Source organism: Photobacterium sp. WH77 (assembly GCF_022014395.1).
GTDB lineage: Bacteria > Pseudomonadota > Gammaproteobacteria > Enterobacterales > Vibrionaceae > Photobacterium > Photobacterium arenosum.
Map to the genome: position 1 here is coordinate 48,928 of NZ_JAKLTE010000010.1, position 24,792 is coordinate 73,719.

Sequence of the window (24,792 nt, forward strand, 5' to 3'; positions counted from 1 at the left end):
CCAGGTGCTGCACAAGTCCGAAGTGGCATTCGTTAAATAGTAAGAGGGAAGAGATATGGAGATTTCTCATATAAAGCAGGAGCATGCAGAAGGTTTTCATCGCTGCTTAGATATTGTTGCCAAAGAAAAACGATATCTTGCTCAGACTGAAGCTTTACCATTGGAAACCATTCAAGGGTTCGTGAAACAAAGTGTATAGTCAGATGCAATTCAATTTGTGGCACTCGATGGTGATAAAGTCATTGGTTGGTCTGATATTTTTTCGCATTGGGCGCCGGCATTAATGCATCGCGGTAGTTTAGGTATGGGCGTTCATCCTGATTTTCGGGGGCAAGGGGTGGGAGAGAAGTTATTAATTGCTTGTATTGAAAAAGCGAAGTTGAAAGGAATAACTCGCATAGAACTAGAAACCAGAGCCGACAATTTAGCTTCACTTGGCTTGTATAAAAAACTTGGTTTTGTTCAAGAAACAATCAAGAAAAATGCAATGAAATTCGATGAACAGTATTTCGACTCCATTCAAATGGCATTAATACTTGCTTAGACCCACATAATATCGAATTTAGTGTATTACATCTTAAGCGCCAGAGATGCGATGGGTGTTCATCAAAATACGGTGAATAATTTGATTAATAGTGGTGCTGTTACGGTATCAGTGGCAATTAAGGTAGCGGCGACGTTGGTGCATTTACCAGATTTTTGCTTTATATTCAGCTGGCTTTACGAGTGTGTAGCAACGCCTGATAAGGTGTTAGCCGTTAATCGAAATATATGAAAAGGAATTCAAAAATGAAAATTGCTTTAGTAACAGGAGGTACAAAGGGAATTGGGCTTCAGACCGTCAGGCGACTGGTCGAGTCAGAGTATAAGGTGATCACATGTTCTCGTTCACAAGAAACCTGGGCAACTGTACTCGAAATATTTCCTGAGTTGAGCGTTGTTGATCATCAACAATCAGATATATCCGTTGAGTCCGATCTTGAAAATTTGTTCCGTCATATCAGTGCTGAGTACGGCGTATTGGATGTTGCGGTGAATAATGCATCACCCGCTCTTTCCTCAAGAGGAAATTTCCATGAAGTTGATACCTCATTGTTAAGAGAAACGCTGTCGGTAGATTTCTGGTCGCAGGCTTTGTGTTTAAAGCACGAAATCAGCCTGATGAATGCGGGCGCTTCTATTGTCAATATCAGCTCAGTAAATGGATTGAGACCAACGCCGAATGCTTCAATGTACAGTGCAGCCAAACACGCACTAGAAGGGCTAACTCGTTCATTGGCTTTGGAAAATATAAGCTCAGGCATTCGTATTAATGCCGTTGCTCCCGGTGTAACATGGACGCCTCGTTGGGAGGAGCGGCAGATTGATGCTCCCAATATCCGGGCAGATGTGTCCAACGTTGTGCCGATTCAGCGTTTTGCCAATACTGACGAAATCGTCAATGCTATCGAATTTTTATTATCTGAGAAAGCCAGCTACATTGTGGGGCATACGCTGGTCGTAGATGGTGGGTTATCGTTGACATAAGCGGTTAACAGATAATGATAAGTGTCGCGCAGCCGACTGCTTTTATCTGGCTTTACGAGTGTATGGCAAAGCAGATGAGACGGTGGTGTCATTCTTTAGGCGAAATGGTGACTAATGAGTAATCTTCAGTACGTGTCTCTTGATGAAATAGAATCAGACAAGTTCATTCCCATACTCAATAAAGCGAGTACCAGAAAGCACCTCATTACCCATGATGAGTTTGATTCTGATCTTGCAGAAAAGTGGATTCGCGACAAGATCGAAATTGATGATCTTGAAGGTTGTATAGTAAGAGCCATCATCGTCGATGACGAGCTAGTCGGTTGGTGTGGAATTCAATTATCAGAGCTTGGGCATGACATAGCTATAGTCGTTGATGCCCGCAGTTGGGGCATAGGGAAAGTGGTTTTTAGATCGCTAATCTCATGGGCTCATGATTTTGGCCATGAAGTCGTTTATATCCACTTACTACACACACGCCCTGAATATGAGTTCTTACGTAAAATATCCCAAAGCGTGTTCCCAACAGAAATGATAGGCGATAGGTTCACAACCTATGAGCTCAACGTAGCGGAGTGCCTGACAGGTAAGAAGCAGAATTAATCCAACAGAGTGCGACATTCCGAGAATGAAAAATCCAGACATCCAGTAGTGCGTTCTCTGGTGGATTTACGATTGAAGCTCTCGGTTTTTTATCGGTTTTGGTGGGGCTAAGTTAAAGCTCCTGCTATTGATGATTGGTTGGTTGATTGATTGGTTTTTCGGCCCTGTGGGATCAGATGTCGCTTATTTTAGCGTGAAATGTGTAACTGGGTTTAATGATGAAAATAGAGATCGTAGAAAAAGCAGATCACCTTAGTTTGATAGACATCTGGGAGGCGTCAGTGAGAGCAACCCATGATTTTTTGTTGGAGAAAGATCTGCAGGAGTTAAAACCGTTAATTCTGGATCATTACTTTGATGCTGTTGATTTAAAGTGCGCTAGAAATGGCAAGGGTGAAATACTGGGGTTCTGCGGTGTGCATGATGGCAATATTGAAATGTTGTTCATCTCACCTGATGTACGCGGAAAAGGCATTGGTGCTTTGTTAGTGGCCCATGCAATCAAAGTGCAGGGAGCTTCGAAGGTTGACGTGAATGAACAAAATAAGCAGGCACTGGGTTTTTACCTGCATATGGGTTTTTCAATAACGGGGCGTTCATCAGTGGACGGGCAGGGCAAGCCTTATCCGCTGTTGCATTTGGCGTTGTAAAAATTTACCAAGGCCAGATACGGAGACGGCTTTTCGTTCCGGTTATGTAGTGAAAAGAGAACCGCTTGTGTCGCTCTCTTTTTTCACTGATGTAGTCTTGAGTCATGTTCTAGGAGCAGTGAGCTGGCCGTAAGAAAAGTATACGCTGATTTAGTCTACAGCGTCGATTGATGTGCCCCATACCCTAAACATCCGAATCGGTGGATGTCGGAAATATTCAATAATTACCTTCATGAATAGCTTATCTTGTTATCCGAATAAAGTGCAGTCAGCACAAAAGTATGTGTGAACAACAACTACAGTTGAGTTCTGAATTGCAAAGGATAAGTACATGAATTTACTACACATTAAAGTAAGCCCAAATATTGACGGTTCGGCGTCGAGAAAAGTTTCCGACTATCTCGTCGACAGGCTGAAAAAGAAATACCCAGGTATAGATGAAAAAATTATTGACCTGTCTCAAGAACCTTTGCCGCATTTGGATGCTTGTACAGTTGAAGCATTCTTAACAAAACCAGATGAACGTAAAGAGAGACAAACAAAAGCCGTAGAACTTTCGGATCGAATGATTGATAACTTGTTCGAAAGTGATTTGATAGTCATATCGTCACCGATCTGGAATTTGGGATTGCCATCAGTATTGAAAGCTTGGTTTGATCATATCACTCGGGCAGGGCGGACCTTCAAGTTTACAGACGCAGCGGGCAGTAAGGTGGGGTTGGTTCCAAATAAAACGGTATATATCGTAGTGGCAAGCGGAAGCATCTTTTCATATGGACCGCTTGTCAGCCATGATCAGTTTACACCTTATATAAAATATGCGTTTCAATATATTGGTATTACAGATTTGAAATTCGTTCGAATAGATGGCACGCACGATCCGCTTACCAGTGAATGCGCTGTCCCTAAAGCGATCTCCTTAGTTGATAATATGAATATTTAGATAGGTGATACTTTATGCTAACAAAGAGTAAATTATTTTTAATCGTTCCTGATCTTGTAAATAACGCCAAGCTGTGAGTGTTGCATAGGCGAAAATACCCATAGAGCCGCGGCTCAGGTATCAAATTGCTCTTAGGATCTCTCAGCTGAACAAGTGTAAATAAAAATCTCCCTACGCCACTTCAGCCCGATACTCAGCGAAAAAAGATTACGATTTTCAGGGCCACAATGTGGTGATGGCGTATAAATACCGCTTTGATCTGAATGAGGTTTGGGCGGCGTGGTGATGGTGCTCAGATTCAGAGCTCATGACTGATGTCGACGATTGTTTTTCTCAGCCAGCCGTGGGCCTGATCGGCATTCATTCTGGGGTGCCAGAGCATGGATATTGGAATCGGCGACACGGTGAATGGCAGTTGAAAGCAATGCATCCCCTGCCGGAAGCTTTGTGTGTGCTTGGCGGGGACAGTGGCAACTAAGGCGGTGGCGCTGGCTAACGTGACGGCACTGGTGTAACTGCTGACGGAGGCACGGATGTTGAGCCGTTGTCCGGATTCGTTCAACAGGGTTTCGAGGTGGCTTTTGTCTGCGTCCATTCTTGTCACGCCAATATGGTCGGCGCTGAAGTATTGCTCTGCGGTTACCTGACGCTGGCTGAAGGGGTGTTGTGCGGACACCACACCGATGAAGTGATCTTCAAATAATCGTCGTACTCTGAGTTCCGGATACGTGGTTTCCCTTAGTTTTCCGATTTCAATATCTATGCTGCCATCCCGCAGCCCCGCGCCTTGTGGTGAAGACTGGCTGATGAAACGAACACGGCTCCGTGGTGCTTCTTCTGTCATGCGTTTCACCAGCGCCCCACCCAGACTTTCCACAAATCCATCGCTGGCGAACAGCGTAAACGTTCGCGCCAGGCTGGCAATGTTGACGGGCACAGCAGGGGTCAGAATGGCTCTGACATCCATGGTCAGCTGGCTGACCTGCGCCTGAATTTCCAGCGCTCTGGGAGAAGGGACCAGATGACGTCCGGCTCGGACTAACACCGGATCGTCCATGGTGACGCGCAATCGTGCCAGCGTTCTGCTCATTGCAGACTGACTTAAATTCATCCGTTTTGCTGCGCGGGCAACGTTGCGTTCCTCTAACAGGACATTCAGGGCCGGAATCAGATTCAAGTCGATCGCTTTCATTTGTCTACCTATGGCGTTCCATGCATTCAATGAGTGTAAATGATGCGTCTTCTGCAAAACAAGGTCAGATTTTAAGATGGCTTTTATCTCGGGTCTCAAATTGGAGTGTTCTTCATGAAAGCGGAAATTTCACAGGCAGCAAAGGCAGAGAATCTGTCGATGACAAACTGGTTCTCACTGCTGGGGTTAGCCGTTGCTGTGCTACTTTCTTCGTTAAATATCAGTATCGTCAATGTGGCTTTGCCCAGGCTGGCCAGCAGTTTTTCAGTGCCAATGTCTGAGGTGCAATGGCTGGTTGTGGTTTATCTGCTGGCGATGACATGCTTTATGCCAATTGCCGGCGTATGAGGTGATCGCTTTGGCCGGAAGCGACTGTTTCTTTTTGGTATCGGCCTCTTTTTCTGCGGTCTCATTGCCTGCATTGTGTCGGAAAGCCTGACACAGTTGATCGCGGCGCGTTTGGTCCAGGGGATTGGGGCCGCGATATTCATCAGCCTGGCGATGACCTTTGTTAGTGACTTTATTCCTGCAACCAAAACCGGGACCGCGATGGGGATTTTAGGCACAACCTCTGCAATCGGGACGGCACTCGGGCCGGTCTTGGGCGGCTATTTGATCTCACATTTTGACTGGCATGCGCTGTTCTATGTCAGCGTGCCATTTTGTATTTTTGCTTTGTTATTACTGGCCTGGCAGTTACCAGACAATGCGCCTGTGCCCTTCAAATCGGTGAAGTCAGGACGTTTTCTGGCTCAGTTCTCTGAAAATCCGGCATTGGCAGGCAGCCTGACTGCGAATGTCTGCGTTTCGGCCATCATTATGTCAACCATGGTTGTGAGCCCGTTTTACTTCACTGATGGCCTGCAGCTTTCACCAGCGCAAATTGGCGCTATTTTGTCGGTCGGACCGATTGTTTCTGCTCTTACTGGTGCTCCCGCTGGAAAGCTCACGGATCATCTGGGGTCAGGAACTGTGGTTCGTGTCAGCCTCTGGATTATGCTTTTGGGCTGCCTCCTGATTTCCGCCAGCGCATTCTGGACTTCTGTCCCTGTCTATCTATTTGCTTTAATTCTGGTTACCGCTGGCTATGCCATGTTTCAGGCCGCCAATAATACGGCTGAAATGACAGAAGTTAAGGAAGGGCAAAAAGGAGTGACGTCGGCGCTGCTTCATTTTTCCCGGAATCTCGGCCTGATGGCTGGGGCTTCGGTCATGGGATGGCTCTACCTTTTTACATCAACTTTTTTTCCGGCAACTCAGAATCAACCTGCCACTGCTTTTGGGGTTACGTTTCTGATTTCGGCTATTTTGGTCGGGCTGGCTCAGGTTATGGTTTCTTTGAGAAAGGGGCGGTGATTTATTTTGATTTCCACATTCGAGGGATGCGATGTTATTTATCGTAATTCCTCAATGGGTCTATAATCGTTGCACAAAACAAACCTTCGAACAACAAATGACGGTATTTCTCAGACTTATAATAAAATCACATTACCTGCGTGCAAAGATTGCAATTCGAATCTCCTTGGTTATTTAGAGAGGCATTTGAAGCATGAATTTGAGGCCCAATCCTCACACAATCCAGGGTTCGGTGTATCAAGCAGGCATTGTCCAGTGCGTAAAGCAAGCTGCGGCTGAGTGCGGCGTTAGCAGCTTGTCACACCCTTGACGTATTATTGGCATTAAACTGTCGTATATGAAATTTTGAGTTATTATACGCTGTGGCCTCAAAATGAGATGTTGGATGGATGTGTGATGAAGGTTAATACTAAAAAAATATTAAATGAACGTAAATCAAGGGCATGGAGTCAACAACATTTAGCTGATGTAAGTGCTTTAAGTTTAAGAACAATTCAACGAGTTGAGAAAGAAGGTACAGGTTCACCTGAAACAGTGAAGGCATTAGCGGCTTGTTTTGAATTAGACGCCAATGAACTACTTGTACACGAAGAGACCAAGAGAAATTCATTCGAGATAAATATCAAAACGAAACTGGCTGCAATGTGGTCTTTAATTATTGTCATTTTTGTCAGTGGTATATTGTTTATTGTGCAGCCTACAATGGCTTTTGATATAGAAATTAGTGCTGATCATATAGAAAGCTCTGATGAAAATAACTATCAACTATATAGCGGTAATGTAGAAATATTTGTGCCGGAAGGGATCACTTTTGAAGTTGAATCTGATGAACTTTGGGGGACAGACACAGCTTCGGTTGTAACGGGTAGTGTGAAGGTAGAACTAGATGAGACGACATTAGTAGTAGGTGATGGTGTGATCATCAAAGTCGATAAAGGGATAAAAATTACTACAGATCACGCTGAACTGCACCCTATGCCACTATGATAGAAAACTGCTAACAAACGTTCAAAGTTTCAATTTTTTAATTTTATCTGAAAGATTTGACACAAGAGTTTCAAATCGTGTCTGTCCAATAATGAACCAGAACCCCAAATGTTTAAAATTCGAGGGGAAAATTCAGAACGAATTTTCAGGTTGTCGGCGCCGGAAGTGCCGACAACCGACCCGGATCACGCCAAAGAACAAAAACGGGGCGGACCATACATTGTGCCAGCAAAACGTATCCGGCGAGCATTCGAAAAATGCTGAATTTGCCACTGAACTCAAGCGCGACATACCCGCACAATGTTTAGACATGTACTCGCTGTCCCTACGCCACTTCAGTCGCCAGTTTCTCTGGCATGAAGAGAAACAGCGCAGAAGACGCGACAAGCAGCAGACCACCAAGGGTCCAACTGGCAGAAATTCCGTAATGCTCTGAAATCATTCCGAAAAACAGCGATGCGAGCACGCCGCCACAAGTGATCATAAAAGAGCTGATGGACAACATGGTTGATCGGACACGCGTTTCTGTCTGTTCATGTAGCAAGACGCGCTCAGAATTATTACCAGCAGTGAAGAGGAAGAAGAACACCAGGTAACACAAAGCAAAGCTAATGGGCTGCGAGGTATTGGCCAGGGCAATGAACGCGATGCCCGCGGCGACACGGGTCGAGAACATCAGGGTTTTGTGTGATCCTTTCAGAATTTTGAGTAATCGGACAGACAAAATTGACGAACCGGCAGACATCAGAAAGTAAAGGGCAGAGAGGCATCCGAAAAAGGTGACCCCATAATCTGTGCCATGGATGAGTTCTGACAGATAAGGTTGCCAGTAGTTTTCAATCCCGCTCAAGACCATGCCAAACACCAGCGTGGTCTGCATCAGCCGGCGAAGCACCGCATGGCGGAAAGCGGTTTTGATGGCTTGCAAACTTGTCTGGAAAGCATCGGTTTGATGCTGATCTGCGGGTGAAGGCACAGGTTGATCTTCTTCAAGAATCAGTGCCAGCGTGATCACTATCAGAACCAGACTGGCGATGGCAACCAATACGATATTCAGATCATACATATTTAACCCTGAGAACCTTGATGGCGGCGGGAATGAGCGAGATGCAAAGTCGGGCAGCCAGCCACCGATCAGGGAGCCAGCCGCCAGTCCGAGCGTGACGAACACATGAATGGTTGCAATCGCGGAATGAAAAGATTGCTGGCCGGGTTGGCGCCGGAAGCTGTCGTAAAACCAAGCGTCAAGCGTACCGGAATATACGGCTTTTGCTGTTCCCAGCAGCATGGCTGCAATCAGAATGAAGGGCAGGCCGTCTGCAAAGTACAGCACGATGCAGCCCAGAATGTTGACCAGCAGCGAGATAAGGTAAGTCTTCCTGCGCCCGTAGGTATCTGCGACGCCGCCCAGAGGGATTTCAAGCAGGGCGGTGCTACCGATCCAGACCGCCATGACGATCCCGATATCCATCAGGCTGAGTCCTCTCGACTGGAAAATCAGTATCAGTACCGGAATCATGATGCCCACAATCGTCCAGTGGAGGCATTGTTGAATCCCGAATCGGCGTGTCAGTCCTTTTTTGCTCATGCTGATGTTCTCTGTGATGCTGAATGTTCGCAAAGAATCTCATATTGATTCATTGTTTCAATGTAATCTCATGAAGGGTCGTATTATGATGCTTTGAGTGTCGGGATGTGATTCGGAGAACACCAAATGGATGACAGGTTGTCGCAAGAAGTGTGCGCTTTGCTGAAAAAGGAGCTCAGGAAAAGGAAAATATCCTATCAGCACTTAGCAGATGCATTGGAAATTTCTGAAGTGAGTGTGAAGCGACTGCTGAATCACGCGCAGCCCCTGTCGATGCAGCGGCTGATTCGTATCAGTCGTTTGCTGAACTTCCCATTGTCGAAGTTGCTTGAAGAAGCAGAAAAAAATATCTACACCATTCCCGTTTTCACGCCTGCGCAGGATCAGGCCTTTTTTGAATGTCCGGCGTTATTTACTTTCTGGTCTGAGTTAACTGAACACCGGACAGCGAGTGAGATTGCTGAACGCTATGGCCTGAATGAGCCCTCAATTCATCTGTATCTGAGAAAACTGGAATCCATTCAGCTGATTGAGATCAAAGCGAACCGAACCTGTCAGTTATTAGTCCCGAGCCACACGTCTTTTGAAAAAGGAGCCCGGTTTCCTATCTATTTCACCCGAACGGTGCTGAACCGCCTTCAGGCGCGGGTGATTGATCTCCCTGCTGAAGACAATCAGGCCTTTCTGATGACGTTAAAAGCAGAGCTGACGCACGAGGAGTTTTTGGAAGTCATGCATAAGATAGATGATTGGATGTTCAATAAGCTGCGCGAAAGTCAGGATGTCAGGGCCCGGGAAGGTCTGAAAGTTGCCCCTTATACCTTTGGCTTTATGGCGGCTAAGGGAGCTTTTCATGACAAGCTGCCAGACATTCCCAACCTGACCGATGCAGTTCAATGATACTGTTGTCAGGCGCAGTGCAATCCGACTTCAGTGTTGTGAAAGGCTATCGGGTGATGAGCCTTTACTCAAGCCCTTCACCAGAAAATCCACCAACAGCCTTACTTTCGGCGACAGCCGGACGCTGGACGGAAACAATGCCCAGATGCCTTCTTTGTCATCGCGGTACTGGGCCAGCACTTCAATCAGCTCGCCGGATTCCAGATCCTGCTGGATGTAATAATCGGGCAACTGGATTAAGCCCAGCCCCCGTTTCGCGGCATCACGCAGGGCAAAGCCGCTGTTGCACTTGAGCCGGCCTGAAATACGCAGTGCTCTGGATTGTTGTTTGTCTTTGAAGCGCCAGACATCCACTGAGCCAACTAAACACTGGTGTTTACTCAGCTCCGACAGAGTATGGGGTTCGCCGTGCCTGTCGAGGTAATCGCGGCTGGCACAGACGTAAGATTGCCGGGTCGACAGCCTGCGGGCCAGCAGCGTAGAATCTTCCAGCCGCCCTAAGCGTATGGCCAGATCAACGCCGGATTCAATGAGATCGAGTTTCTGGTTGGTAAGCACCAACTCGACGTCGACCTGCGGGTATTGTTCTAAAAACTGATTGATCAGGGGCGCGAGGTGTAGCTCGCCGTAGGTGACGGGGGCGGTTACGCGCACCAAGCCTTTTGGAGTGGTTTGCATCTGCGTGACAGCCAGCTCTGCCTGTTCCAGTCCGTCCACCAAATGTTTGCATTGCTGAAAATACAGCATTCCGGCTTCCGTCAGCGTCACTTTACGTGTGGTGCGGTTGAGCAGTTTGACGGCGAGCCGATCTTCCAACGCCGCGACGCGGCGGCTGACCTGAGCCACCGAGGTGGACAGTTTTCTGGCGGCCAGTGTGAAACTGCTCGATTCTGCCACGGCGACGAATTCACTGACGCCTTCCCAGTTTGCCATGGTGTATTCCGTGCTTGATTCCAAAGTGTTGATTATTACACAACCGTAAAAATGATTTGCCAGAATCGGTAATTATTTCTGGGATGTTCAGAGATATACTGAATGAAAGCTGTGTATCTCATTCAACAAAATAAGGAAGATTTCATGACGCTGGAACTGAAACCCGGTCAAACCTCAATCAAATCAAAAGCTGCCGTTGCCTGGGCGGCAGGCGAACCGCTGAAAATGGAAGAAGTCGACGTCCAGTTACCGAAAGCCGGTGAAGTGCTGGTTCGCATTGTGGCGACAGGTGTTTGCCACACGGATGCCTTTACGTTATCAGGTGATGATCCGGAAGGGATTTTCCCGGCGATTCTGGGCCACGAAGGCGGTGGCATTGTTGAAATGGTGGGTGCAGGCGTGACCAGCGTCGCCGTGGGTGATCATGTGATCCCGCTGTACACTGCTGAGTGCGGTGAGTGTAAATTTTGTACCTCGGGCAAAACCAACCTGTGTCAGGCCGTGCGTGAAACCCAGGGCAAAGGTTTGATGCCGGACGGCACCACGCGTTTCTCTATCAATGGGGAGCCGGTTTATCACTATATGGGTTGCTCCACGTTCTCGGAATACACTGTGCTGCCCGAGATTTCTCTGGCGAAAGTGAACAAAGCGGCACCGCTGGAAGAAGTGTGCCTGCTGGGCTGTGGTGTGACCACAGGTATGGGCGCTGTGCTCAATACGGCGAAAGTCAAAGCAGGCGATACGGTTGCAATTTTCGGTCTGGGTGGCATTGGCTTATCGGCCATTATCGGTGCGCGCATGGCCGGTGCCAGCCGTATTATCGGCATTGATATCAATGAAAGTAAGTTCGGGCTGGCACAGCAACTGGGTGCGACGGATGTGATCAACCCGCAGCATTTTGACAAACCGATTCAGGAAGTGATTGTCGAAATGACCGACGGCGGTGTGGATTTCTCGTTCGAGTGTATCGGCAATGTGAATGTGATGCGTCAGGCGCTGGAATGCTGCCACAAGGGCTGGGGCGAATCGGTGATCATTGGTGTGGCCGGTGCCGGACAGGAAATCTCTACCCGTCCGTTCCAGCTGGTGACTGGCCGGGTCTGGCGCGGTTCTGCCTTTGGTGGTGTGAAAGGTCGCTCGCAATTGCCGGGCATTGTTGAACAGTATCTGGCGGGTGAATTTGGCCTGCAGGAGTTCATCACCCATACCATGGGACTGGATGAAATCAATGAGGCGTTTGACCTGATGCATGAAGGCAAGAGTATTCGCAGTGTCGTCCATATGGATAAATAATTGCTGTTGCTACTCTAAGTTAACGATCACACCGCACGGCAAGGTGCGGTGATACCAATACGGAGAGATTCACCTATGAGCCTCGACAATCTCAGTCAGAACAAAGTGTTTGGCGGTTGGCATAAGCAATATACTCACAGATCATCGTCGCTGAATTGCCAGATGCGTTTTGCTGTGTACCTGCCATCGTCGGCCAGTGCATCCAATAAGGTGCCGGCACTGTACTGGTTATCCGGCCTGACCTGCAGCGATGAAAACTTTATGCACAAAGCAGGAGCGTTCCGTGTAGCGGAAGCATTAGGCATTGCCCTGATTGCACCGGACACCAGCCCGCGCGGTGACGATGTGGCGGATGATGATAACTATGATTTGGGTAAAGGCGCGGGTTTTTATCTGAATGCGACTCAGGCGCCATGGGACAAGCATTACCGGATGTACGATTACATAGTGGAGGAGTTGCCTGAGCTCATTGAGGCCCATTTTCCCGTATCTAGCCTGAAGTCGATATCGGGTCACAGTATGGGGGGGCATGGCGCCCTGACCATAGGGCTGAAAAATGCTGACAAGTACTGTTCGATATCGGCGTTCAGTCCAATCAGCCATCCTATGGTTTGCCCCTGGGGGCAAAAAGCCTTTCAGGCGTATCTGGGCAACAATAAAGAAGACTGGCGTCAGTATGATGCCTGTGAGCTGTTACGTCAGGGACAGGCTTCGCTGCCTATGCTGGTTGATCAGGGCGATGCAGACAACTTCCTGGCAGAGCAGCTGCATCCTGAGGCATTACAAGCCGCCGCCGCATTGCATGATTCTGCGCTGGAACTGCGCATGCAGCCCGGTTATGACCACAGTTACTACTTCATTGCCAGCTTCATTGAAGATCATCTGCGCTTTCATGCCCGTTATCTGCTGACCGGCCGCAACTAAGGCCTGATGACAGCGCGAGCCACTGCAGGGTACGTTTTCAGCGTACCCTGATCAGGCGGTTTGCTATGCCTTGACTTCCTTACAAGGTAGTATTGCCCAAACGCTGCTGATTCAGGCAGCGAACTTTCATTAATCAGGACGTAACTGAATGGAAAAAGTGGCCATATTTGTGGATGTGCAAAACGTATATTACACATCCCGGCAGAGTTATCAGCGAAACTTTGACTACAACGCCTTCTGGGCCAAAGTGACTAAAGACCGGGAAGTGGTTGCCGCGTTCGCGTATGCCATTGACCGTGGTGATCGTAAGCAGCAAGAGTTTCAGAACATCCTGCGGGCCATTGGTTTTGAGGTTAAACTGAAGCCTTTTATTCAGCGCTCTGACGGCTCGGCAAAAGGTGATTGGGACGTTGGCATCACCATTGATGCACTGGAGCACACGGGCATGGCCGATGTGGTGGTGCTGGTATCCGGTGATGGCGATTTTGATCTGTTGCTGAATAAACTGCGAGTTGATAAAGGTAAGCAGGTTGAGCTGTTTGGTGTGCCTGACTTGACGGCAGCCTCTTTGATTAACGAAGCCAGTACATTCGTTCCCATTGATGATGCGTTGCTACTTTAGTAAACCAGGTTCACTGGTTGATGATAAAAAAAACACGCCCGGTTTACAGGCGTGTTTTTTGTTTCCAGAGTGATGTTCAGGGGTGATCACAGCATCAGCTCTGGACGATTTTTGTACTGTTCCAGCGCCTCCGGGTTGGCCAGCGCGCCGACGTTTTTCACCAGCTGCTGATGCACCACATTACGCACCGCCAGTTCAACCAGCTTGCCTGATTTAGTGCGCGGAATGTCGGTGACAGCCAGAATCACCGCCGGGACATGACGTGGCGAGCAATGCTCTTTGATGCGCTGACGAATCCGGGCCTGCAGCGTGTCGTCGAGCTGTTGTCCTTCGGCAAGCTGAACAAAGAGCACTACACGGACGTCATTCTGCCAGTTTTGTCCGATCACAATGGAGTCGGTAATCTCGTCCATAGGATTGACCTGACGGTAGATTTCCGCTGTCCCGATGCGCACACCGCCCGGATTGAGCACCGCATCGGACCGGCCAAAGAAGACTAAGCCGCCGTGACGGGTCAGCTGAACAAAATCACCGTGGTGCCAGGTGTTGGCATAAACCTCCCAGTACGCACTGTGATAGCGCTTACCCGCTTCGTCGTTCCAGAATCCGACAGGCTGATGCGGAAAGCTGTTACAGCACACCAGTTCGCCCTGAGCGTCAATCACCGGCTTTCCGTTGTCATCATAAACCTGTACATCCATGCCTAATGCACGACCCTGGCATTCTCCGCGGTACACAGGGCTGAGAGGGTTACCAATCGCAAAGCAGCCACAAATGTCAGTACCACCGGCAATAGAGGCTAACTGCAAGTCAGATTTGACAGCACGATACACATAGTCGAACTGTTCCGGCGCTAACACAGAGCCGGTAGAGCACAGGGTTCGCAGGCCAGACAGCCGATGGGTCTGGTTAGGCTGGTAGCCTTTTTTCTCAAGTGCTTCGAGATATTTGGCTGAAGTGCCAAACAGGGTAACGCCTTCCTGATCGGCCATATCCCACAGCACATTACCGTCCGGATAGAAAGGAGAACCTTCGTAGAGCACGAGGGTCGCACCAGCCGCCAGCCCGCTGGCCATCCAGTTCCACATCATCCAGCCACAGGTGGTGAAATAGAACAGGCGATCCCCTTTATTGACATTGCTGTGCAGCATGTGTTCTTTCAGATGATTCAGCAAAATGCCACCGACACTGTGAACAATACACTTGGGCTTTCCCGTGGTGCCGGAAGAATAGAGTATGTAAAGCGGATGATTAAACTCAACCTGTTCATACAGGATTGCCGCTGGCTGACACGTGGCTAGCACGTCATCCCAGTATTGATAGCGTTCAGTTAACGGCTCTGCAGCAGGCGGCGGCATGTCAGTAAATGGAATCAGCACCACTTTCTCTACGCTGTGCAGTTCTGTCAGCATGGCATTGACTTTGTCGATGCAGCTGTGACTTTTACCATTGTAAAAATAGCCATCGGCCGCGAACAAGAGTTTCGGGCATGTCTGGCCGAAGCGCTCAACCACGCTATCTACCCCAAAGTCCGGCGAGGTAGAAGTCCAGATCGCCCCAATTGCGCTGGTGGCGAGCATGGCTATCAGCGTTTGTGGCAGGTTAGGCAGATAACCGGCCACGACATCACCTTGTGAGATGCCTTGCTGGCGCAGATACTGGCTGAGTTGGGAGACCTGATCGTACAAGTTCTGCCAGCTTAGCTGCTGGCGTTGTTCTGCCTGTCCTTCACAATGAAACACAATAGCCGCTGTTTCCGGTGCCTGTTTGGCGTAGGCCAGCAGGTTTTCAGCAAAATTCAGGCGGGCATCCGGGAACCAGAGAGTGTCTTTAGCCGGCTCTGTGCTGCCTGGGGGGCAGTCTGTCACTCTGCTGCCTTTGTCACCAATGACGCCGCAGAAGTCCCACAGACGATCCCAGAACTGTTCACTGTGCGTGACAGACCAATGGTGAAGCTGCTGATAGTCGTGAAAAAGGGTGTCTTCCTGCTCGCTCAGATTCACCATGAACTGGTACAGCAAGCTGTCATGAATACTGTCTTTGGTCGGCTGCCAGAGAATTGGCGCTTGATCTTCTTCCAGATGATGGTCTTGCATGCTCATCGTTATCGTCCTTATCGTGATGGCTTACGTCTTTAATCGCAGACCTGGCGTCCTGCATGCCGCCTTGATGCTTTTATTGTGGCGTATTATCCGGGTGAGCCTGCTCAAAAGGAGCCAGTTTTTGGCAGGCAGCATCGATTCTGACCAGCGTCGGGTAGGGGGACAAGTCAAGCTCGAACCGGCGCGTATTATAAAGCTGAGGCACCAGACAAATATCGGCCAGCGAGGGCGTGTCGCCACAACAGAAGGTACTGGGCTGGTGAGTTTGTCTTGCCGCTACTCTGGCTTCCAGCGCAGACAAGCCCTGGTGCAGCCAATGGTGATACCAGGTTAGCTTATCTTCCTGGCTCACACCCAAGTCCTGCGTTAAATAGTTGAGGATGCGCAAGTTGTTAACCGGGTGAATATCACACGCGATACTCAGTGCCAGTTCGCGGCATTGTGCTTTTTGCCACGGATCGCGGGGCAGAAGAGCAGGCTCAGGATGGGTGTCTTCCAGCCATTCAATGATGGCCAGTGACTGGCTGAGCTGGCCAGTCTCCGTATCCAGTGTCGGCACCAGCTGAGACGGATTGATGGCCTGATAAGCCGGTGATTGTTGCGCTTTATCCACCAGAGACACCGGGTGGCTGGTATAGCTCAACCCTTTCAGGTTGAGCGCAATACGCACCCGGTAGGCGGCGGATGAGCGGAAATAGTCATAAAGCGTCATCCGGCCTCCTGGTTAAACTGGCTGGTGGTGGTTCAGATCGGCAGGATCGTACTGATGCTGGTATTTCACCACTGTCTGTTCAATCGCGCCAAAGATGGAGTCACCGTTGTCGTCAAACATTTCAATTTTGACTTTGTCGCCAAACTTCATGAAAGGCGTAACGGCTTGTCCCTGATCGATAATTTCCAGCATACGGCGTTCGGCCAGACAGCAGGAGCCGCTGGAGCGATCAACGTTAGAAACAGTCCCGGAACCGATAATGGTGCCCGCGCAGATATGACGGGATTTCGCCACGTGTTGCACCAGCTCTGCGAAGTTGAAGGTCATGTCCACACCGGCATTGGGTTCACCGAACAGCTCATCATTCAGGTGTACGCTCAGACGCTGATGCACTTTGTAGTCATGCCAGCTTTCGCCCAGTTCATCCGGTGTGACAGCCACAGGAGAGAAGGCCGAAGCCGGTTTGGACTGAAAGAAACCAAAGCCTTTGCTCAGCTCTGCGGGGATCAGATTGCGCAGCGACACATCATTGACCAGCATCAGCAATTTGATGTGGCCGTGTACTTCTTCAGTGCGTGTTCCCATTGGTACATCATTGGTGATAACCGCAATCTCACCTTCAAAATCGATTCCCCAGCTTTCATCGGCCATTTCAATGTCCTGATGCGGGCCAAGAAAACCATCTGACATGCCCTGATACATCAGGGGATCGGTCCAGAAGCTTTCCGGCATTTCTGCGCCGCGTGCCTTGCGGACTAATTCCACATGGTTGACATAGGCACTGCCGTCCGCCCATTGAAAAGCCCGTGGCAGCGGAGAGGCGCAATGTGCCGGGTTAAACGGGAAGACATCATTGGCAATACCGTCATTTAAATTGCGATACAGATGTTGCAGATCCGCTTCGACCTGATCCCAGTTATCCAGAGCAAATTGCAGCGTCGGCGCGATGTCGTGTGCATGTACGGCTTGAGTGAGATCACGTGAAACGATAATCAGTTGTCCGTCACGGCCTTGGTTTAAAGAAGCTAATTTCACGTTTTACTCCTTACTTTACAATGTAAATCTAATGCTTGTTTTTTCGCCTGTTGATCACTTACGGTTGATCCAGGAATAGACATAATCTTTGTTTTCAACGCCTTCCGGCAGATCCGCGACTTCCAGCGGATATCGGGTGTCGATCATCACCGCCACTTCATCGGTTTCTTTTTTCGGCTGCGACTGGCTGGCCGCCAGAGCCTTCGGGTGCGGGCCGTGCGAGAAGCCGCAGGGGTGGTGGGTGATCATGCCGGCTTCAATGTTGTCGCGGCTGAAAAAGTTACCCTTGTGGTAGAACAGCACTTCATCGTAGTCGTCATTGTTATGATAGAAAGGCACTTTCAATGCGCCCGGATCAGATTCGATCGGACGAGGCACGAAAGTACAGATGACGAAACCATTCGCGACGAATGTGGTATGTGCTGACGGCGGCAGGTGATAGCGATGGCTCATCAGCGGGCGAATATCACGCCAGTTCAGTTTGAAGACGGTCAGATTCCCTTTCCAGCCTTGCGCATCAAGAGGGTTGTACGGGTAGGTGATGGTATTCATCTGATCGCGGGCTTTGAGCCTGACCTGCCAGCGTTGATCATTATTTTGCTGTGCGAGAAAGGCGTCATCAATGCGTGCGTATTCCAGTACCGCCGGGTCATACACGGCATGCTGGCCTGCCAGACCGCGATCCGGCATCTGGTATCCGCCGTTGGTCGCTTCAATCAACAGCATCGAGACAGGTTCGTCGACCTCTATGCGCCAGCTGGTGGCGCGGGGAATGGTGATATAGTCACCTTCTGTGAAGGTCAGGTGGCCATAATCACAATACAGTTGGCCGCTGCCCTGATGAATGAAAAGCACTTCATCGCCATCACCATTACGGACCAGATGGTTCATGCTTTGGGTGGTATTCCAGACTCTGAGTTTCAACTGGTTGTTGAACAGTACCAAAGAGGCATCCCAGGGCGATTCACCCGGCTGCTCAAGGCGGGTCGTGTCTATGGCGCGGGGGCGCAAGGGGCCGTCCCACTCTACCCAGCCTGTAGGCGGATTGTTGTGATACATGTGGCTTGCAGGGCCAAAGAAGCCTTCTTTACCGCATTCACGTTCATACGTACCTTCCGGCAAGTCGCAGTGGGCCTGACGTGAGGCTTTACCTTCTATAATCGGAAATTGAAACCAGTGACGCATCTTTGGGTCCTCATTGACGATGACAGCCTGCGTTTGTCTGCAGCGACAAACCCACTGTCCCTATCCTTGTGTGCCAGACGCCCTGAAAACTCTGATGGCCGAGTATCGGCATATCTGGCTTAACATAGTGTTAACCTTCTGCTTTAACTCTGGTTGAGAGCGACTTAACAAGCAACCCCTCAAGCAATATTCACTTTTGCAAAGTGTGCGGTTTTTTTTACATAACTGTATGTTCTTATTGATGGTCTAAGTTGGTGCTCTGCTTCGTTTTTTCAATCTGGCCTGACAGGAGCTGAGCAATCAGGGGTATGTAAAATTATTGTTACACCGTATGGGTTGTGCGATTCCACTCAGATGGTTCCATTGCGATCCCTAAAACGCCTACCCTTAAACGAGAAGGGACAGCTCCAGACTTATCTGTTGTTTATTCGCAGCTCGCCAATGGTTGAGCCGGAGAAACAGACCGTTGAGCTGATGATTGCCAAGGCAAGGCAGAGAGACATAGAAGGTTGTTTTATGGGCAAAGCGACAAAGTATGTATCGAAACAGCCGGATGAAAACGGCTTCATTCACTGGTCTGACGATGAGCACCAAATCTGGCACGATTTGGTGACAAGACAGCTTAGCTGTATAAAAGGCCGGGCCTGTGACGAATATATTCAAGGGCTGGAACTGCTGAATCTGCCTGCTGATCGTGTACCGCAACTGGCGGAAGTGAATAAGGTGCTGATGAAAAGCACAGGCTGGCAGTGTGTTGAAGTGCCGGCGCTGATTAATTTTGACCGCTTCTTCAAGCTACTGGCAAATAAACAGTTTCCAGTGGCCACATTCCTGCGTAGTCGTGAAGAATTTGATTACCTGCAGGAACCTGACTTTTTCCATGAAGTGTTCGGTCACTGCGCCATGCTGACTAATCCGGCCTTTGCAGAATTTACTCATACCTATGGTCGTTTAGGCTTTGCTGCTTCCAAGGAAGAGCGGGTCTATCTTGCGCGTTTGTACTGGTTTACGGTTGAATTTGGTCTGATGCGCCAGCACGGTGAGCGCCGGATTTACGGTGGCGGTATTCTGTCTTCACCGGGCGAAACCGAATATGCGATGACCAGCGATAAACCGATTTACAAAGTGTTTGATCCTGTTGATGTGTTACGCACACCGTATCGTATTGACATCATGCAACCGATTTATTTTGAGATTGATGGTATACAGCAACTGTTTGAGCTGGCACATCAAGACATCATGAGTATGGTTCATCAGGCCCAGTCTTTGGGTTTGCATGCACCTTTGTACCCGCCGAAGAACAAGGAGCAAGTTGGGGAATATGTCTGATTTAACTGAATTGAAGTGTGAAGCCTGTCAAATTGACGCCCCTATGGTGACAGACCATGAAATGGTTGAGCTGACGAAAGCGATTCCAGAGTGGGAGGTGCTCAATGTTGAGGGTATCAAACAACTGGAAAGGGCGTATAAGTTTAAGAATTTTAAGCTGGCCTGGGCGTTTGCCAATCAGGTGGCAGAGATGGCTGAAGAAGAATTTCATCACCCAACCATTACACTTGAGTGGGGTAAAGTGACGGTAAACTGGTGGAGTCACTCAATTAAAGGGCTGCATAAAAACGACTTTATCTGTGCCGCGAAAACAGATCGTCTGTTTGAAAATTAAACACCTTATTGATTCACAAAACACGTCAGTGAGTAAAGAATAAGCGCTAAGCGCCGGATTGCCGGCGCTTTTTTTGTTTGCTGTTACAGGTTGTACGGTTTTACTGTGTCAGGTTTATTGACATTTTGGTGTGCTGGATTTTTGTCCGAAGTTGTCTGTGTACCGATTCAGCAGGCATCTTGGGCCACACTGCGCGAATAGAAAGTCTTGCTGTACCTCTGATGCTCCTTCCTGGACCGTGTTTTGCATTTCGCCTTGCAAAATGCGACGCAAGTCACAAAAGTTTACAGCTCACACCTGAAACAGGCTCGCTTCCCCGTAACCGTTACCCGGCACTTTATTTGCATGATAAAGATCACATTCTTGTCCTGGTTTTGCGATTTGACAGGAAGAGGAATACCGGTAAAGCAATGTGGCGTATCACGGGTCGGTATGATCCGGACAATAACAGAAATGGGGGCGGCGCTATGTATGACGCAGAGATGAAGCTGAACCATCAGATTGTACAGTTTCTGGAGTACAAACTTCAGACACTTCACGAAAATATCCGCGAAAATATCACTGAACCACCTGAACTTTATACGGCTATGCTGGCGGTGCTGACGCAATATATGGCAGGCCTGAAGTCTATCACCTGTTTGCTCAACCATGGCTTTGTACCGCAAACGCGGGGGATTTTTCAAACCCTGGGTGAAGACTATGAAGACATTATCTTTCTCAGCCTGCCCGCCTTGCATGGCACCATGACCCATCTGCATCACGCCTATCTCAAGCGTGTGGCAGGTGAAGAAGACTACGGGTATTACAGTCCGGTGTCGCGATGCGAGATCAGAAACCAGATCAGGGAAGCAAATGGCATCAATCACAATGTTTTTCAGCTTTACCCGAAGCGGCAGGCGTTGCAGGTTCTGCGTCCGTTAGGCGACAAACCCTGTTCTGCCAATCTGGCCATAGAGTTACATCGACACTTTGCCTATAAAGCCGTGTTGTTGACAGTACTGACAGCGAAAGTGGCTGATGAACAAGAAGTGATGCGCGAATGCCTGAATTATCGTGCACATCTTGAGATGGTGGATCCAGAGGCTGTGGTGATGCCTCAACCTAAACCTCAGACGCGCCCGCAGACTGCGCCAGCGCCAATCGCGAATGATATATCTTATGCGGCAATAAGATAACTGACACAGTCACTGCGCTGTACCCAAACACAAGGCAAGTGTGATAACGTCATGTGATGTAAGAAGCCATTGCGATTGCAATGGCTTTATCAGTTAAATGGACGAATGACAGGCATTGGGAACAGCATGGCAGAAAAGAAAGCATTAGATACTAAAATCATCACCGCCGGCCGCTCGAAAAAGTGGACTCAGCAATTAGTGAACCCCCCGGTTAGCCGCGCTTCCACCATAGTGTTTGATTCCGTCGCAGAGATGAAGCACGCCACCGCCAACAGGGCGAATAAAGCGCTTTTTTATGGCCGCCGCGGCACCAATACGCATTTCGCTTTTCAGGATGCCATGGTTGAGCTGGAAGGCGGTGTGGGTTGTGCGTTATATCCTTGTGGTACAGCTGCGATTTCTAATGCCATTCTGTCATTTGTAAAAACGGGCGATCATGTTCTGATGGTCGATGGCGCTTATGAGCCAACGCGGGATTTTTGCGACAAAGTGCTTGCGAAAATGGGCGTCGAAACCACCTATTATGACCCTGTAATTGGCGAAGGAATCCGGGACTTAATCCGCCCGAATACTACAGTGTTGTTTTTAGAGTCGCCTTGTTCCATCACCATGGAAGTGCAGGATGTCCCTACACTTGCGCGTATCGCCCATGAGCATGATATTGTTGTCATGCTGGATAATACCTGGGCTTCGCCTATCAATTTTCAGCCGTTTGAACATGGTGTTGATATCTCCATTCAAGCCGCGACTAAGTATATCGTCGGGCACTCAGATGTGATGTTAGGTACAGCAACGGCCAATGAACGTTGCTGGGATCAGTTACGTGAACACAGCTATCTGATGGGACAGTGTACCTCTCCCGATGACGTGTATCTGGCGATGCGGGGACTGCGTACTTTGGGCGTGCGTCTGCGTCAGCATCAGGAGAGCAGCCTGAAAGTGGCCCGTTGGCTGGCTGAACGACCAGAAGTTGATCATGTACGACATCCGGCACTGCCGAGTTGTGAAGGGCATGAATTTTATCTTCGGGACTTTAAAGGGTGTAACGGATTATTTTCTGTCGTGCTTAACCGGGGCAATACCGAAGCACTGACAGCATTGCTGGATGGCATGGAACATTTCAGTATGGGCTATTCCTGGGGGGGCTTCGAAAGTCTGATCCTGGCCAGTGAAGATGTTAATAAACTGCGTACCGCGAAGAAAAAAGCTTTTGCAGGTCCGATTTTACGTCTTCATATCGGATTAGAAGATTGCGATGATCTTATTCGGGATCTGGAAAAAGGATTCGAAAGGCTGAACGCAGTTCTGACGGCTGAGTAAGATTCCTCACCTTCATGATGACAGGCCACTTGATGTGGCCTTTTCTGTCTCTGGCTGTTGAGAAATACTGAACACATTGTAGGTAAGTTTCTGAAATAGGCTAAAATTTATTCAGACGACCTGATTGGGTCACTTGTGGCTGAACGAAAAGGAGAAAGGCCATGAAAAAATTATCTCTAGTATTGTTTGGGACATGGGTACTGGCGGGTTGTACCAGCATGGATTCAGAATATGGTGCAGGTGAGTACACACTTTTCCCTAAGGCTTATGTTAATGAAGAACCTTATGACAGCATTTATCACTTTGGGTTTAACCAAGGCTGTGAAAGTGCATTAAGTCTGAAAGGTGTGGTTGATACTGAATATATGAAAGATATTGCTCTGAATAATTCTGATACCCGCTATAACGAAGGTTGGGATGACGGTAAAACGGCGTGTGATGATGGCCAGCGACGGCTCATGGAAAGTAGCCACATATTGGCAGGTGAACCTAAAGCGGCAAAGGAAAATACATATTAACTTTATGTGACGGAAACAGGGACATCTCTCGGATTGTTTCCTGTCACAGGAGAGTAAAGTAATGGTTTATATACATTGTTGCCGTTACGTACCGTTAGTAATAAATTTATTACCTAAGTTTTTTGTTTGAGTGAAATATATATCTTACCGTTTGGTTAGATATGGGGCAAAAAAACAGACCTTTCGGTCTGTTTTAGAACGCATCGGGAATAATGTGGATAAGAAATAAACCTAGCCCAAGTTCTTCTTTTTGTTTTTCCACAATTCTGGTGCGTTTATGCCGCTAAGGATTTACCCATTGAATGGACTTGTCCTTGGTGGAACAGCACCGGCACAACAATGTGTACTTCAGTCAGAATTAAGTAACTGCTGTGTTCAGCTGGTGTATGCAGCTCTACAACGACTTGTAAATTCTGATCAATTGCTTTCTGAAGCGCTCTTGTTGTGGATGTTTTTCCTTTTTCGGCAAATGGACTAAATTTTCCATTTCGGGCATACACCCAAATGGTGAAAGAGTGTTCGTCTCTTTCAAGTTGCTCGATGAAATCAACGATGTGTTTCATTTCCAGTCCTTATTGTCGAGTCAATATCTGAATATTGACGCGACTATTATGAAATACCCACAATGAAATTCAAATTCTTTGATGGGATTTATTTGATATTGTGACTTAAGCGATATTTTTGTGAAATTTTGTTGCCCTATTTTGTCATCGGTATAGAAAGTGATATGTACAGTGTTTCTTATTGAGTGATCTTTAAACGTATCTTGCTAAGAAATATCGCTTTTATTGATTTTTTAATACAATCATAATAACGAATAAAGAATTCGGTGCTTGGATGTATAACGGTTATCTTCTCAGTTGTTGTTTTAATCACATGTTCATTTTTATTGCCAAGGGGTATATTTAATGATCGAGGAATCGAAAGTATGCGCATGGGCTATGCATCAGCCTCTTGAACGGGAATACCATGATACAGAGTGGGGGCTGGTTGTAACGGATGACAAAATCTTGTTTGAATTCATTACGTTGGAAGGTGCTCAGGCTGGTTTAAGCTGGTATACCATACTAAAACGGCGAGAGGCATACCGGCAGGCTTTTGCCGATTTTGACATTAAGCAGTTAGCAGAATGGGGCGATGAAGAAGCAGAAGCAATTCTTACCGGGTTTGACATTATTAAGCACAGGGGCAAGGTCAATTCTGTTTTTACCAATGCTAACGCCGCGCTGGCGTTACAAAAAGAGTTTGGCAGTTTGTCGGCTGCATTGTGGCAGTTTGTGGATGGCGTGCCGATCAATAATCGCTGGGAGAGTATTGATCAGGTGCCTGCGAGTAGTGAGCAATCAAAAGCCATGAGCAAGTTTCTCAAAAAGCGAGGCTTTAAGTTTGTCGGTGAGACCATTTGTTATGCTTTCATGCAAGCGGTAGGTATGGTGAATGATCATCTGGTTGACTGCTATTGTTACGAGCGCGCCGTCATGAGCCAGGGAGCAGCAGCCAACAGCAACACCCAGTAAAACAAGCATCCAATGCGTCTTCTTATTCTCAGCGTCAATGAAAAGAC

26 protein-coding genes and 1 pseudogene are annotated in these 24,792 nt (G+C 48.3%); 19 read left to right on the forward strand and 8 right to left on the reverse strand.

The features are described from left to right. Window positions 1-55 precede the first annotated feature (55 nt). From L6J37_RS11865 to L6J37_RS11890, 6 genes are all read left to right on the forward strand, one after another. Window positions 56-199 carry a hypothetical protein gene (locus tag L6J37_RS11865; RefSeq protein WP_237795249.1) on the forward strand — a complete coding sequence of 48 codons (144 nt, stop codon included), beginning with the start codon at window positions 56-58 and terminating at the stop codon, window positions 197-199. A gap of 18 nt (window positions 200-217) precedes the next feature. Continuing rightward, window positions 218-544, forward strand: a complete 327-nt coding sequence (locus tag L6J37_RS11870) for a GNAT family N-acetyltransferase (protein ID WP_237795250.1) — start codon at window positions 218-220, stop codon at window positions 542-544. Between the two features lie 245 nt (window positions 545-789). Next, entirely contained in the window at window positions 790-1,527 is a 738-nt protein-coding gene (locus tag L6J37_RS11875; protein WP_237795251.1) for an SDR family NAD(P)-dependent oxidoreductase, read from the forward strand. Between the two features lie 114 nt (window positions 1,528-1,641). Continuing rightward, complete coding sequence (locus tag L6J37_RS11880) at window positions 1,642-2,130, forward strand: GNAT family N-acetyltransferase (RefSeq protein WP_237795253.1); 489 nt, start codon at window positions 1,642-1,644, stop codon at window positions 2,128-2,130. 218 nt (window positions 2,131-2,348) lie between these two features. Beyond that, window positions 2,349-2,780 (forward strand): acetyltransferase, encoded by a 432-nt coding sequence (locus tag L6J37_RS11885; RefSeq protein WP_237795317.1) that lies wholly within the window; start codon window positions 2,349-2,351, stop codon window positions 2,778-2,780. Window positions 2,781-3,111: 331 nt separating this feature from the next. Further along, on the forward strand, window positions 3,112-3,723 hold the full coding sequence (locus L6J37_RS11890; RefSeq protein ID WP_192014268.1) for an FMN-dependent NADH-azoreductase: 612 nt from the start codon (window positions 3,112-3,114) through the stop codon (window positions 3,721-3,723). 298 nt (window positions 3,724-4,021) lie between these two features. On the opposite strand, the gene L6J37_RS11895 is transcribed toward L6J37_RS11890, so the two are convergent. After that, window positions 4,022-4,915: a LysR family transcriptional regulator gene (locus L6J37_RS11895; protein ID WP_237795255.1), complete on the reverse strand. Its 894-nt coding sequence runs from the start codon at window positions 4,913-4,915 to the stop codon at window positions 4,022-4,024. A 114-nt stretch (window positions 4,916-5,029) separates the two neighbouring features. Here L6J37_RS11895 and L6J37_RS11900 point away from each other — a divergent pair, with 114 nt between their 5' ends. From L6J37_RS11900 to L6J37_RS11910, 3 genes and pseudogenes are all read left to right on the forward strand, one after another. Then, window positions 5,030-5,263, forward strand: a complete 234-nt coding sequence (locus tag L6J37_RS11900; protein WP_237795257.1) for a hypothetical protein — start codon at window positions 5,030-5,032, stop codon at window positions 5,261-5,263. Between the two features lie 12 nt (window positions 5,264-5,275). Then, window positions 5,276-6,271, forward strand: a pseudogene (locus L6J37_RS11905) (MFS transporter); the annotation flags it as partial. 396 nt (window positions 6,272-6,667) lie between these two features. Then, on the forward strand, window positions 6,668-7,258 hold the full coding sequence (locus L6J37_RS11910; protein WP_192014262.1) for a helix-turn-helix domain-containing protein: 591 nt from the start codon (window positions 6,668-6,670) through the stop codon (window positions 7,256-7,258). Window positions 7,259-7,583: 325 nt separating this feature from the next. Here L6J37_RS11910 and L6J37_RS11915 read toward each other — a convergent pair whose 3' ends face one another. Then, complete coding sequence (locus L6J37_RS11915) at window positions 7,584-8,846, reverse strand: MFS transporter (RefSeq protein ID WP_192014260.1); 1,263 nt, start codon at window positions 8,844-8,846, stop codon at window positions 7,584-7,586. A 126-nt stretch (window positions 8,847-8,972) separates the two neighbouring features. Between L6J37_RS11915 and L6J37_RS11920 the strand changes: the two genes are divergently transcribed. Continuing rightward, the gene (locus L6J37_RS11920) at window positions 8,973-9,746 is read left to right on the forward strand and encodes a helix-turn-helix domain-containing protein (RefSeq protein WP_237795258.1); all 774 of its coding nucleotides are present in this window, start codon (window positions 8,973-8,975) and stop codon (window positions 9,744-9,746) included. Between the two features lie 30 nt (window positions 9,747-9,776). Here the strand turns inward: L6J37_RS11920 and L6J37_RS11925 are convergent, their stop codons facing one another. After that, window positions 9,777-10,679, reverse strand: coding sequence for a LysR family transcriptional regulator (locus tag L6J37_RS11925; RefSeq protein ID WP_218386579.1), 903 nt, complete (start codon window positions 10,677-10,679; stop codon window positions 9,777-9,779). A gap of 144 nt (window positions 10,680-10,823) precedes the next feature. Between L6J37_RS11925 and L6J37_RS11930 the strand changes: the two genes are divergently transcribed. The 3 genes from L6J37_RS11930 to L6J37_RS11940 all read left to right on the forward strand — a co-directional run bounded on the left by L6J37_RS11930 (window position 10,824) and on the right by L6J37_RS11940 (window position 13,518). Then, entirely contained in the window at window positions 10,824-11,972 is a 1,149-nt protein-coding gene (locus tag L6J37_RS11930; RefSeq protein WP_237795259.1) for an S-(hydroxymethyl)glutathione dehydrogenase/class III alcohol dehydrogenase, read from the forward strand. A gap of 75 nt (window positions 11,973-12,047) precedes the next feature. Next, a complete protein-coding gene (gene fghA, locus L6J37_RS11935; RefSeq protein ID WP_192014253.1) occupies window positions 12,048-12,896 on the forward strand; it encodes an S-formylglutathione hydrolase in 849 nt (282 codons plus the stop codon). A 148-nt stretch (window positions 12,897-13,044) separates the two neighbouring features. Beyond that, window positions 13,045-13,518: an NYN domain-containing protein gene (locus L6J37_RS11940; RefSeq protein WP_218386585.1), complete on the forward strand. Its 474-nt coding sequence runs from the start codon at window positions 13,045-13,047 to the stop codon at window positions 13,516-13,518. An 86-nt stretch (window positions 13,519-13,604) separates the two neighbouring features. Here the strand turns inward: L6J37_RS11940 and L6J37_RS11945 are convergent, their stop codons facing one another. The 4 genes from L6J37_RS11945 to L6J37_RS11960 form a co-directional block, all read right to left on the reverse strand. Continuing rightward, complete coding sequence (locus L6J37_RS11945; protein ID WP_237795260.1) at window positions 13,605-15,620, reverse strand: acetoacetate--CoA ligase; 2,016 nt, start codon at window positions 15,618-15,620, stop codon at window positions 13,605-13,607. Between the two features lie 73 nt (window positions 15,621-15,693). Then, window positions 15,694-16,332 (reverse strand): maleylacetoacetate isomerase, encoded by a 639-nt coding sequence (maiA, locus tag L6J37_RS11950; RefSeq protein WP_237795261.1) that lies wholly within the window; start codon window positions 16,330-16,332, stop codon window positions 15,694-15,696. A 12-nt stretch (window positions 16,333-16,344) separates the two neighbouring features. Beyond that, entirely contained in the window at window positions 16,345-17,367 is a 1,023-nt protein-coding gene (locus L6J37_RS11955) for a fumarylacetoacetate hydrolase family protein (protein ID WP_237795262.1), read from the reverse strand. Window positions 17,368-17,421: 54 nt separating this feature from the next. Then, entirely contained in the window at window positions 17,422-18,552 is a 1,131-nt protein-coding gene (locus tag L6J37_RS11960) for a homogentisate 1,2-dioxygenase (protein ID WP_237795264.1), read from the reverse strand. Window positions 18,553-19,068: 516 nt separating this feature from the next. Between L6J37_RS11960 and phhA the strand changes: the two genes are divergently transcribed. The 5 genes from phhA (at window position 19,069) to L6J37_RS11985 (ending at window position 23,228) form a co-directional block, all read left to right on the forward strand. Further along, complete coding sequence (phhA, locus tag L6J37_RS11965; protein WP_192014547.1) at window positions 19,069-19,881, forward strand: phenylalanine 4-monooxygenase; 813 nt, start codon at window positions 19,069-19,071, stop codon at window positions 19,879-19,881. Continuing rightward, window positions 19,874-20,215 (forward strand): 4a-hydroxytetrahydrobiopterin dehydratase, encoded by a 342-nt coding sequence (locus tag L6J37_RS11970; protein ID WP_027254207.1) that lies wholly within the window; start codon window positions 19,874-19,876, stop codon window positions 20,213-20,215. The genes phhA and L6J37_RS11970 overlap by 8 nt, the downstream gene beginning before the upstream one ends. Before the next feature lie 410 nt (window positions 20,216-20,625). Next, window positions 20,626-21,390 (forward strand): hypothetical protein, encoded by a 765-nt coding sequence (locus L6J37_RS11975; protein WP_218386591.1) that lies wholly within the window; start codon window positions 20,626-20,628, stop codon window positions 21,388-21,390. A 126-nt stretch (window positions 21,391-21,516) separates the two neighbouring features. Beyond that, on the forward strand, window positions 21,517-22,710 hold the full coding sequence (locus tag L6J37_RS11980; protein ID WP_192014241.1) for a cystathionine beta-lyase: 1,194 nt from the start codon (window positions 21,517-21,519) through the stop codon (window positions 22,708-22,710). 161 nt (window positions 22,711-22,871) lie between these two features. Further along, a complete protein-coding gene (locus L6J37_RS11985; protein ID WP_237795265.1) occupies window positions 22,872-23,228 on the forward strand; it encodes a sialidase family protein in 357 nt (118 codons plus the stop codon). A 275-nt stretch (window positions 23,229-23,503) separates the two neighbouring features. Here L6J37_RS11985 and L6J37_RS11990 read toward each other — a convergent pair whose 3' ends face one another. Next, entirely contained in the window at window positions 23,504-23,791 is a 288-nt protein-coding gene (locus L6J37_RS11990) for a hypothetical protein (RefSeq protein ID WP_192014237.1), read from the reverse strand. Between the two features lie 345 nt (window positions 23,792-24,136). On the opposite strand from L6J37_RS11990, the gene L6J37_RS11995 reads away from it, so the two are divergent. Then, entirely contained in the window at window positions 24,137-24,745 is a 609-nt protein-coding gene (locus tag L6J37_RS11995; RefSeq protein WP_192014235.1) for a DNA-3-methyladenine glycosylase I, read from the forward strand. The last annotated feature ends 47 nt before the right edge of the window (window positions 24,746-24,792 follow it).

What these genes read in the sequence shown, in the direction of transcription:
- L6J37_RS11865 (WP_237795249.1), top strand. Translation starts at nt 56, where the DNA reads ATGGAGATTTCTCATATAAAGCAGGAGCATGCAGAAGGTTTTCATCGC.
- L6J37_RS11875 (WP_237795251.1), top strand. Translation starts at nt 790, where the DNA reads ATGAAAATTGCTTTAGTAACAGGAGGTACAAAGGGAATTGGGCTTCAG.
- L6J37_RS11880 (WP_237795253.1), top strand. Translation starts at nt 1,642, where the DNA reads ATGAGTAATCTTCAGTACGTGTCTCTTGATGAAATAGAATCAGACAAG.
- L6J37_RS11885 (WP_237795317.1), top strand. Translation starts at nt 2,349, where the DNA reads ATGAAAATAGAGATCGTAGAAAAAGCAGATCACCTTAGTTTGATAGAC.
- L6J37_RS11890 (WP_192014268.1), top strand. Translation starts at nt 3,112, where the DNA reads ATGAATTTACTACACATTAAAGTAAGCCCAAATATTGACGGTTCGGCG.
- L6J37_RS11895 (WP_237795255.1), bottom strand. Translation starts at nt 4,915, where the DNA reads ATGAAAGCGATCGACTTGAATCTGATTCCGGCCCTGAATGTCCTGTTA.
- L6J37_RS11900 (WP_237795257.1), top strand. Translation starts at nt 5,030, where the DNA reads ATGAAAGCGGAAATTTCACAGGCAGCAAAGGCAGAGAATCTGTCGATG.
- L6J37_RS11910 (WP_192014262.1), top strand. Translation starts at nt 6,668, where the DNA reads ATGAAGGTTAATACTAAAAAAATATTAAATGAACGTAAATCAAGGGCA.
- L6J37_RS11915 (WP_192014260.1), bottom strand. Translation starts at nt 8,846, where the DNA reads ATGAGCAAAAAAGGACTGACACGCCGATTCGGGATTCAACAATGCCTC.
- L6J37_RS11920 (WP_237795258.1), top strand. Translation starts at nt 8,973, where the DNA reads ATGGATGACAGGTTGTCGCAAGAAGTGTGCGCTTTGCTGAAAAAGGAG.
- L6J37_RS11925 (WP_218386579.1), bottom strand. Translation starts at nt 10,679, where the DNA reads ATGGCAAACTGGGAAGGCGTCAGTGAATTCGTCGCCGTGGCAGAATCG.
- L6J37_RS11930 (WP_237795259.1), top strand. Translation starts at nt 10,824, where the DNA reads ATGACGCTGGAACTGAAACCCGGTCAAACCTCAATCAAATCAAAAGCT.
- fghA (WP_192014253.1), top strand. Translation starts at nt 12,048, where the DNA reads ATGAGCCTCGACAATCTCAGTCAGAACAAAGTGTTTGGCGGTTGGCAT.
- L6J37_RS11940 (WP_218386585.1), top strand. Translation starts at nt 13,045, where the DNA reads ATGGAAAAAGTGGCCATATTTGTGGATGTGCAAAACGTATATTACACA.
- L6J37_RS11945 (WP_237795260.1), bottom strand. Translation starts at nt 15,620, where the DNA reads ATGAGCATGCAAGACCATCATCTGGAAGAAGATCAAGCGCCAATTCTC.
- maiA (WP_237795261.1), bottom strand. Translation starts at nt 16,332, where the DNA reads ATGACGCTTTATGACTATTTCCGCTCATCCGCCGCCTACCGGGTGCGT.
- L6J37_RS11960 (WP_237795264.1), bottom strand. Translation starts at nt 18,552, where the DNA reads ATGCGTCACTGGTTTCAATTTCCGATTATAGAAGGTAAAGCCTCACGT.
- phhA (WP_192014547.1), top strand. Translation starts at nt 19,069, where the DNA reads ATGGGCAAAGCGACAAAGTATGTATCGAAACAGCCGGATGAAAACGGC.
- L6J37_RS11970 (WP_027254207.1), top strand. Translation starts at nt 19,874, where the DNA reads ATGTCTGATTTAACTGAATTGAAGTGTGAAGCCTGTCAAATTGACGCC.
- L6J37_RS11975 (WP_218386591.1), top strand. Translation starts at nt 20,626, where the DNA reads ATGTGGCGTATCACGGGTCGGTATGATCCGGACAATAACAGAAATGGG.
- L6J37_RS11980 (WP_192014241.1), top strand. Translation starts at nt 21,517, where the DNA reads ATGGCAGAAAAGAAAGCATTAGATACTAAAATCATCACCGCCGGCCGC.
- L6J37_RS11985 (WP_237795265.1), top strand. Translation starts at nt 22,872, where the DNA reads ATGAAAAAATTATCTCTAGTATTGTTTGGGACATGGGTACTGGCGGGT.
- L6J37_RS11990 (WP_192014237.1), bottom strand. Translation starts at nt 23,791, where the DNA reads ATGAAACACATCGTTGATTTCATCGAGCAACTTGAAAGAGACGAACAC.
- L6J37_RS11995 (WP_192014235.1), top strand. Translation starts at nt 24,137, where the DNA reads ATGATCGAGGAATCGAAAGTATGCGCATGGGCTATGCATCAGCCTCTT.